The 8,039-nt window shown below is 71.5% G+C and carries 6 protein-coding genes; all 6 read left to right on the plus strand.

The window, feature by feature from the left end; all coding sequences use genetic code 11:
- The first annotated feature begins 61 nt into the window (after positions 1 to 61).
- Entirely contained in the window at positions 62 to 1,315 is a 1,254-nt protein-coding gene (gene glp, locus D7X74_RS36490) for a gephyrin-like molybdotransferase Glp (RefSeq protein WP_120537599.1), read from the plus strand.
- Entirely contained in the window at positions 1,312 to 2,772 is a 1,461-nt protein-coding gene (fdhD, locus tag D7X74_RS36495) for a formate dehydrogenase accessory sulfurtransferase FdhD (protein WP_120537600.1), read from the plus strand. Before glp ends, fdhD begins: the two co-directional genes overlap by 4 nt.
- A 326-nt stretch (positions 2,773 to 3,098) precedes the next feature.
- Entirely contained in the window at positions 3,099 to 4,583 is a 1,485-nt protein-coding gene (gene epsZ / locus D7X74_RS36500; protein ID WP_120537601.1) for an exopolysaccharide biosynthesis polyisoprenyl-phosphate hexose-1-phosphate transferase EpsZ, read from the plus strand.
- A 114-nt stretch (positions 4,584 to 4,697) separates the two neighbouring features.
- Entirely contained in the window at positions 4,698 to 6,251 is a 1,554-nt protein-coding gene (gene wzx / locus D7X74_RS36505; protein ID WP_233602410.1) for an exopolysaccharide biosynthesis flippase, read from the plus strand.
- A gap of 14 nt (positions 6,252 to 6,265) precedes the next feature.
- The gene (gene epsY / locus D7X74_RS36510) at positions 6,266 to 6,907 is read left to right on the plus strand and encodes an exopolysaccharide export protein EpsY (RefSeq protein ID WP_120537602.1); all 642 of its coding nucleotides are present in this window, start codon (positions 6,266 to 6,268) and stop codon (positions 6,905 to 6,907) included.
- 3 nt (positions 6,908 to 6,910) lie between these two features.
- Positions 6,911 to 8,039: exopolysaccharide export protein EpsX (gene epsX / locus D7X74_RS36515; RefSeq protein WP_120537603.1), on the plus strand; the 1,129-nt coding region annotated here is incomplete at its 3' end.

Genomic DNA, 8,039 nt, shown 5'->3' on the forward strand with positions numbered 1-8,039 from the left:
ATCCCGAAGCCCCCCGTGGACAAGCGCGGCAGGCCCGAGCGTAGAGTTCGCACCTCGACGCATGCCGCTGACTCCCCTCCCCGCCGCGCGAATGGCCGCGCTCGAAGCCATCGCGCCCGCGGCCCCCTCGCACCTTCCGTTGCTGGAAGCCCACGGGCGGTTCCTCGCCGCCCGCGTGGACGCGGCGCGCGCGCTGCCCGGCTGTGACAACTCCGCCATGGACGGGTGGGCCGTGCGCGCCGAGGAGACCCGGGGCGCCCTGCGCGACCGTCCCGCGCGCCTGCGCATCGTCGACACCGTCTACGCCGGCCACCTGCCCCGGCGCGCGCTCCAGCCCGGCGAGGCCGCGCGCGTCTTCACCGGCGCCCCGCTGCCCACCGGCGCCGATGCCGTCGTCCGCCAGGAGGCCGCGCGCCCCACCGACGACGGCACGCACGTGGAGCTCTTCATCTCCGTCCTGCCCGGCCACGACCTGCGCCGCGCGGGTGAAGAGGTCCTGTCCGGCGCCCCGCTGTTCCCCGCGGGGCAGCGCGTGGACGCCACCGTGCTCGGCGTGCTCGCGTCGCTGGGTGAGGCCACCGCGCTCGTGCGGCCCGCGCCGCGCGTGGCCGTCCTCGCCACGGGGGACGAACTGGTGTCTCCGGGCCAGCCCGCAGAACCCCACCAGGTCTTCGAGAGCAACCGCATCCTCGTGGCGGCCCTCGCCCGCGAGGCCGGCGCGGACGTCACCTGGCTGGACCGCTCGCGCGATGATGAAGCGGAGCTGCACGCGCACCTGGAACGGCTGGCCCCCCAGGTGGACGTGCTCATCACCACCGGGGGCGCGTCCGTGGGGGACCGGGACTGCGTGAAGCGCGTGCTGACCCGGATGGGCGCGCGGTTCCTGGTGGACGGCGTGGCGCTCAAGCCCGGCAAGCCCGTGGCCGTGGCGCGCCTGGGCCACACCGCCGTCGTCGTGCTGCCCGGCAACCCCGGCGCCGCCACCGTCGCGTTTGATCAGTTCGCGCGGCCGCTGATCCTCAAGCACCAGGGCGTGCTCGAGCAGCGCCGCGTCGTCCGCGCGCGGCTGTCCGAGGCGCGCCACAAGCAGGCGGGCCTCACCTACCTCGTCACGGTCGCGGCGCTCGACGTCCGGGATGACGGGGCCACGCCCTGGGCGCGGCTGCGTCCACAGGGCGCGGGGCAGATCCTCCAGAACGTGGCGGCCCAGGGGTGGGCCGTGCTGCCCTCGGGCCGCGCCGACTTCGCCCAGGGCGAGCCCGTGGACGTGCAGCTCTTCGCTCAGCCGGACTTCCAGGCCGTGGAGGCCGCGTGAAGCCGCTGCCCGCGCTCGGCATCATCGGCTGGTCCGGCTCCGGCAAGACGACGCTGCTGGAGCGTCTGGTGCCGGAGCTGTCCTCGCGCGGCCTGCGCGTGGCGTGCGTGAAGCACTCGTCCGACGCGCATCCGCTCCACCGGGCCGGCAGCGACACCGCGCGCCTCCAGGCCGCGGGCGCGGTGCGCGTGGGCTTCGCCACGCCGGACGGGACGCAGCTCACCACGGCGGAGGCGCTGTCCCCCCAGCACCTCGCCCGCCACGCGGAAGCCGTGGATCTCTGGCTCGTGGAGGGCTGGAAGGACGGGCCCCTGCCGAAGCTGGAGGTGTGGCGCGAAGGATTGGGGCCGCCGCTCGCGACCTCCCGGCCCGACGTGCTGGCGGTGGTGACGGACGCGGCCCCGCTTCCGCACGCCCTGGGCCCGCTCCCGCGCCTGCCCGCGAACAACGTGCGCGCCGTCGCGGACTTCATCGTCGGGTGGATCCGCGAAGGAACGGGCCCGCACGGAGCCAGCGCGCGGGACGGCCACGCGGCGCGTGACTCCGGGACACCACACACGGTGGATGCACCGCGAGCCCCCCGTGGCATCACCCACCGTCCCGTGCGCCGCTTCGACGGTGAGGTGCTCCGCGCCGCCGAGGACGACCGCATCGCCGTGGAGGAGCCGCTGGAGATCCGCGTCAGCGGTGACGCCGTCGCCACCACCATGCGCACCCCCGGGCATGATCGCGAACTGGCCGTGGGCTTCCTCTTCGCCGAGGGCATCCTCCAGGACGTGGACGACCTGGGCAGCCTCTTCCACTGCGGCCACCCCGGCGAAGAGGGCTTCGGCAACGTGCTGGAGGTCACCCCCGCCTCCGGCGCCGTGCTCGACCTGGAGCGCGTGGAGGCCACCCGCCGCGGCACCCTCACCACCTCCGCCTGTGGCGTGTGCGGCCGCCGGAACGTGGACGACCTGATGGCCACCTGCGCCCCCGTCGCCCCCGGCCCCGTCCTCTCCGCGCACGCCGTGGCCCGCGCCACCGAACGCCTGCGCGCCGTGCAGCACAACTTCGAGCACACCGGGGGCGTCCATGCCGCCGCCGCGCTGGATGCCCACGGCGAGCTGCTCGCCGCCCACGAGGACGTCGGCCGCCACAACGCCGTGGACAAGGTCGTCGGGGCGCTGGTGCTCGCACGCGCGGTGAGGGCCCCGCGCCGCCTCCCCGTCCCACCCTTCCCGGCCGCGCCCACCGTGCTCGCCGTCAGCGGCCGCGCCAGCTTTGAAATCGTCCAGAAGGCCGCCCGCGCCCGCATCCCCGTCGTCGTCAGCGTCTCCGCCGCCAGCTCGCTCGCCATCGACCTGGCCCTGCGTTCTGGATTGACGCTCGCTGCGTTCTCAAGGAACGGCCGCTGCAACGTCTACACCGGTGCGGAGCGACTGGGACCCACACCGCCAACTGCCTGGAACCCTTGATGACTTCCGCCACCTCAGGTCCCGGGCAGGGGCGATGCATCCACCTGTCAGACCGGCATCGTACATGCAGTCAGTCCCAGGTCCGGGTGCGCTGGACCCCAACGACGATCCACTGTCCTGACCAGACGTCACCTGCTCCAGGTACAAGGTCGACGTCCCCCTCGTAGGATGAGGCCGTTCAAGGAATCACCTGTTGTCACGTCTTTCTTGCTGAGCAGTGGTTGCGCCGCGCCGCACAATTTGGCAGTCTTACATTTCCTCCTGGTTAAACTTTTCTAGCCATGACGGTATCCTCTGCGAAACCCGAACGTTCGAAGCAGAGGGGGGTGGACACGATGAGCAGTGCGACTGCAGGCGCCGAGGTCAAGGCATCCCCGTCGACAGCCCCGCTGACGGGAAGCGTGGCTTTGGAAGAGGCCACGGATCCTCCGCGGCTGGCCCCCGGCTTCGCCGCGAAGCTGAACCTCACCGTGGACGTGGTGCTGCTGGTGAGCGTGCTGCTGGGCACCGCGTGGATGCGCGGCGGCCAGACGCTGCCGCTGGGCTGGGAGCTGCCCAGCATGGTGCTCACCGCCGTGCTCGTGTGGCTCATCACCGGCACCGCGCTGTGTCTGTATGATTCGCGCTTCGCCGAGCGCAGCAAGCTGGATCATGTGGCGCTGGTGTCCGTCACCACGCTGGCCGTCGTGACGGTGCAGGCGGTGCTGGAGCTGGCCATGCCCATCGCCACGCACGTGGGCGTCGCGCCGCTCCTGGTCGTCTTCTGGCCGGTGGCGCTGCTGCTGCGGCTGGGCGTCTTCCGCCAGGTGGCCTCGCAGGAGGCCCCCACCGACGAGGTGCTCATCGTCGGCACCGGCGCCATGGGCCGCTACACCGGCGAGGACCTGTCCGGCCGCGGCCGCCGCAAGATTTTGGGCTACGTACGCTTCCCGGAGGATCACGCCTCCGGCGACAGTCTGCCCGCGCAGGTGCTGGGGCCCGCGGATGAGCTGGAGCGCCTGCTGCGCACGCTGCCGGTGAGCGAGGTCTACATCGCCGGCAACACGCTCAAGCAGGGCGAGTCCATGCAGGCCGCCATCAAGCTGGCCGAGCGCTTCGGCGTGCCGTTCGCGCTGCCCGCGCACTCGTTCCGCCTGGACCGCGCCCGTCCCGTGGAGTCCCGCGCGGTGGCGGACGGCTACCTGCACTTCGCCGCGGTGGCGCCCAAGCCGCACCAGATGGCGATGAAGCGCCTGTTCGACATCGCGGTGTCGTCGGTGGCGCTGTGGATGCTGCTGCCGCTCTTCCTGGTGGTGGCCGCGTGCATCAAGCTCACCTCGCGCGGCCCCATCTTCTTCAAGCAGCTGCGCACCGGGCAGCACGGCAAGCCGTTCTACATGCTGAAGTTCCGCTCCATGGTGGTGAACGCGGAGGAGCTCAAGGAGCGGCTGGCCGCGCAGAACGAGCAGACCGGCCCCGTCTTCAAGATGAAGAACGATCCGCGCATCACCGGCATCGGTCGTTTCATCCGCAAGTTCTCCATTGATGAGCTGCCCCAGTTCCTCAACGTGCTGCGCGGGGAGATGAGCGTCGTGGGGCCGCGTCCGCCGGTGCCCAGCGAGGTCGCCAAGTACGAGACGTGGCAGCGCCGCCGCCTGTCCGTGCGCCCGGGCCTGACCTGCATCTGGCAGGTGTCCGGACGCAACCAGATCTCCTTCGAGCAGTGGATGTACCTGGACATGCAGTACATCGACCACTGGAGCCTCACCGGCGACCTCCGCCTGCTGCTCCAAACGGTTCCGGTTGTCATCACGGGCCGCGGGGCAAGCTAGCGACCAGTCGTGAATCTCCGGGCCCGACGTTGACGCGTCGGGCCCGTTTGTCTTTCCATGGGGCGGGCCTTCCCCCCCTTGTGTACGCATCACCCCCGAAGGCCCGCGTCATCCATGACCGTGAACAGTCAGAACCCCTCCTCCGCTGAAGTCGAAGACGGCGCGCGCGCGAACGAAGTCCGCGGCGCCGTGCGCAGCACGCTGCAGCTGGGCGGCTCGCTGATGGTGACGTACGCCATCGCGCTGGGCATCCGGGCGCTGATGCCGCGCTACCTGGGACCGGAGGCGTTCGGCTACTTCAACTGGTCGGAGGCCTTCGCCGCCACGTTCTTCGTGGCCACCAACCTGGGTCTGGAGACGTACATCCGCAAGGAGGTGCCGGTCCGCCCGGAGCACGCGAGCGACTTCTTCGGCACCACCATGCTGTTGCGCCTGGGCATGACGCTGATCCTCATGGTCGCGCTGGCGCTGGTGCTCCACCACACCGGCGAGCCCCCGGAGGTGCAGCACCTGGTGCAGTGGTTCGCGCTGGCCCAGTCGCTCATCGTCGTCAACGCGTCCATGGCGGCGCTGCTGCACTCCAAGGGCAAGGTCGCGGGCCTGTCCGTCTCCAACGTCATCACCAAGATTGTGTGGGGCGGAGGCCTGGCGCTGATGGCCGCGCTGGGCGTGGGCATCCAGTGGCTGGCCGTCCCCATGGTGGCGTCCGAAGCGGTGAAGCTCGTCATCAGCTGGCGCCTGGCGAAGGTGCACCTGGGGCTGAAGTTCCGCATCGACATCACCGCGACGAAGAAGGTGATGAAGGCGTGCCTGCCGTTCTTCCTCACGGCGGCGGCGCTCGCGTGCAACGGCCGCACGGACATGTCGCTGCTGGGCAAGCTCGCGTCCAAGGAGGAGGTGGGCTGGTACGGCGGCGCGTTCAGCATCGCGGGCCTCACCTTCCTCATCAGCCCCATCTTCGGCTGGGTGCTGATGCCCATGATGTCGCGCGCGGCGGCCCGGTCTCCCCAGGAATTGTCGCACCTGACGCGCCGCTCGCTGGAGGGCGTGCTCGCGTTCACCGTGCCGGTGATGATGGCCATGGTGCTGGGCGCGGACCTCTGGGTGCGCCTGATGTGCGGCCCCGGCTTCGAACCCGCGGCGCTGCCCCTGCGCGTGCTGTCGCCCATCTTCGTGATGGCCTACGTCACCATGGTCAGCAGCATCTGGCTCACCATGTCCAACAAGGAGTGGTGGGTGACGCTGGCGGCCACCATGGGCGCGGTGGTGAACCCGCTGCTCAACCTGGCGCTCATCCCGTGGCTTTACGGCCGCATCGGCCCGTCCGGCGGCGCCACCGCCACGGCGCTGTCCATGTTCTTCACGGAGGTCATCGTCACGGTGCTGTTCCTCAGCCGCATGGGAAGGAACTCCTTCGACCGGCGTTCGCTCGTCATGGTGGCGAAGACGGCGGCGGTGTGCGCCGTGTGCGTGGCCCTGGACCGCTTCCTGGTGGGCAGCGTGTCCGCGTGGCCCCGGCTGGGGCTGACGGCCAGCACCTACGTGGCGGGCGTACTCGTCACCGGCGCCATTCGCCCCGCGGAGCTGCTCCAGGTGGTACGCATGGCGCGGCAGCGGGGCAATGCGGCCCCCGCCGAGGTGGTCGTCACGGCCACCCCCACCGTGTGAGGAGCCTGAGCGCCATGCCGTCCCGTCCCTCCCGATTCCACGGCCCCGGCCCCCTGTCGCGCGCGCTCGCGTGCGCCGGCCTGCTGCTGCTCGCGCCCGCGTGCAGCGGCCTGGGCAAGTACACCTGGGTGAACGAGTACCAGGAGAAGCCGACCGAGTCCGACGCGGCCTATCAAATCGTTCCCGGCGACGTGCTCAACGTGCGGGTGTGGGGCCAGGAGGCCATGACGACGCGCGCGAAGGTGCGCGAGGACGGCCGCATCAGCCTCACCTTCCTGGACGACGTGGAGGCCGCCGGCCACTCGCCCGCCCTGCTGGCGCAGCAGATCCAGACGCGGCTCAAGGACTTCATCAACCACCCCGTCGTCACGGTGTCGCTGGAGGAAGCGCGCCCCATGTCGGTGACGATGCTGGGCGAAGTGGCCAACGTGGGCGCGCACGTGTTGGATCCGGGCGCCACGCTGCTCCAGGCGCTGGGCGCCGCGGGCAGCTTCACCGACTACGCGCACCGCGACCGCATCTTCGTGCTCCGCCGGGATGATCCGAAGGCGGACGAACCCACGCGGATCCGCGTGAAGTACGAGGACATCATCCGTGGCGAGGGACGCGCGGCGGCCTTCCGCCTGCGCCCTGGCGACGTGGTGGTGGTGGAGTAGCCCGTGCTGGACGCCGTCCTGACGAGCCTGTGGTTGGAGCTGGCGTCCGCCAACGTGTCCTATGCCGTCCAGGCGCGCGTGGACACGCGCATGCGCTCCATGGAGGCGCAGGCCACCGGCGAGTCCGTGCCTCCCGTGGCGGGGGACATGGACCTGGTGCCCACGCTGGGCCTGAAGTTCGACGACGGCAGCGCGGTGGCGCAGGTGGAGTACGCGCCGCGCATCTCCTTCCGCGAGGCCACCACCGACCCGCGCACGGAGGTGCAGCACGTGGGGCGCCTGTTGGGCGACTGGCGGCCCTCGCGCGGCCTCACGCTGCACGGCACCCAGGAGTTCGTGCTGGGCCAGGTGAACCTCTTCACCAACCTGCCCCTGGGCGGCAGCCTGGATGACCCCCTGGGCGGTGACCCCATCCCGGGCGACACGGTGGTGGATGTCCCCATCCAGCCGCTGCCGGAGGGGGTGGACAGCGTGTTCTTCCTCTCCTCGCTGACGACGCTCGCGGCGGAGACGGTGTGGCTGGGCCGGGGCCTGTCGCTGTCGGGCAGCGCGGGCTTCTCCGCCAGCGGCGGCCTGGACGCCACGGCGCAGGAGGCGGTGCCCTTCCAGTACGGTCCGCGCGGACAGGCGGCCCTGGGCTGGTCCCCCGCGCCACGGCACACGCTGGCCACCACGGTGGGCGTCACGGATTCGCGCTTCTCCACCGGGGCGCGCGCCACGGTGGGCACCCTCACCGGCGCCTGGACGCACCGGGTGGACCGGCGCTCGTCGGTGGAGGTGGGCGTGGGCGTGGGCGTGGCGTACTCGATGCGGGCGACGGAAGAGCCAGCCCCGGACGAGGCGCTGCCCGGAGCCACCCCGGCGGGTGGGAGACGCGTGGGGACCTTTCAGGTCGGGGTGACGCCGCCGGAGGAGGAGCCGCTGGCGCGCCTGGACCTCCTGCCGGACCTGACGCTGGCGTGGTCCTACCGGGTGCCGTCGCGGGTGGCGGACTTCAACAGCCGGGTGGCGGCGCGGGTGACACCCTTCGTGGACCGCCTGACAGGGCTGGTGTACCCGAGGGCCGACGTGACCTTGAACGGCACGTGGGCGTTGGGGCCTAGAGTGCGGCTGTCGGCGACGGGGGGTGGCG

The sequence above is a fragment of the Corallococcus sp. CA047B genome (assembly GCF_003612065.1).
GTDB lineage: Bacteria > Myxococcota > Myxococcia > Myxococcales > Myxococcaceae > Corallococcus > Corallococcus praedator.

Coding starts and splice junctions, on each gene's coding strand:
- glp (WP_120537599.1), top strand. CDS start 62: ATGCCGCTGACTCCCCTCCCCGCCGCGCGAATGGCCGCGCTCGAAGCC.
- wzx (WP_233602410.1), top strand. CDS start 4,698: ATGACCGTGAACAGTCAGAACCCCTCCTCCGCTGAAGTCGAAGACGGC.
- epsY (WP_120537602.1), top strand. CDS start 6,266: ATGCCGTCCCGTCCCTCCCGATTCCACGGCCCCGGCCCCCTGTCGCGC.